The organism is Bacillus sanguinis (genome assembly GCF_018332475.1).
Taxonomy (GTDB): domain Bacteria; phylum Bacillota; class Bacilli; order Bacillales; family Bacillaceae_G; genus Bacillus_A; species Bacillus_A sanguinis.
In genome coordinates this window covers 1-664 of sequence record NZ_BOQB01000378.1, presented here as the reverse complement: position 1 = coordinate 664, position 664 = coordinate 1, and the positions used below count along the sequence as shown (strand labels likewise).

The 664-nt window shown below is 33.0% G+C and carries 1 protein-coding gene; it reads left to right on the top strand.

Going from position 1 to position 664, the window contains the following annotated elements; all coding sequences use genetic code 11:
• Window positions 1-110: 110 nt before the first annotated feature.
• Entirely contained in the window at window positions 111-590 is a 480-nt protein-coding gene (gene cotF, locus KI369_RS26365; RefSeq protein ID WP_212958438.1) for a spore coat protein, read from the top strand.
• The last annotated feature ends 74 nt before the right edge of the window (window positions 591-664 follow it).

Here is a 664-nt window from a genome sequence, read left to right as displayed (position 1 = left end):
AAGGATGAAAAGTAATCATGAATTAGATTGAAATGCATTCATGTAGTATAGGCCCTTTTTGAATTTTTTTTGCATAGTGTAGCATGAATGAATATTAAGGGGGAACATCTATGTCTTATCCTAATCAGCTAGCTTGGCATGAAACATTGGAGTTACATGAATTAGTAGCATTTCAAGCAAACGGTTTAATCAAATTAAAAAAATCAGTTAGGAATGTACCTGATCAAGCACTTCAATCGTTATATATTAAAGCTATAAATGCCATCCAAAACAATCTACAAGAGTTAATACAATTTTATCCTTATGCTCCTGGATTTCAAGCGCAGCATCGTGATGACACTGGATTTTACGCTGGAGATTTACTTGGATTAGCAAAGACATCTGTTCGAAACTATGCAATAGCGATTACCGAAACTGCAACGCCGCGCCTTAGAGAAGTTTTAACCCGTCAAATAAATGGTGCTATACAATTACATGCACAGGTTTTTAACTTTATGTATGAACGTGGTTACTATCCAGCTTATGATTTAAAGGAACTATTAAAAAGTGATGTTCAAAATGTGCAAAAGGCAATACAAATGCAATATTAAAATGGAGATTTGGAAATTATCATGAGAGAAAAACTATAGCTTATTTACAGAGAATCAAATAGTTCAAACTATAT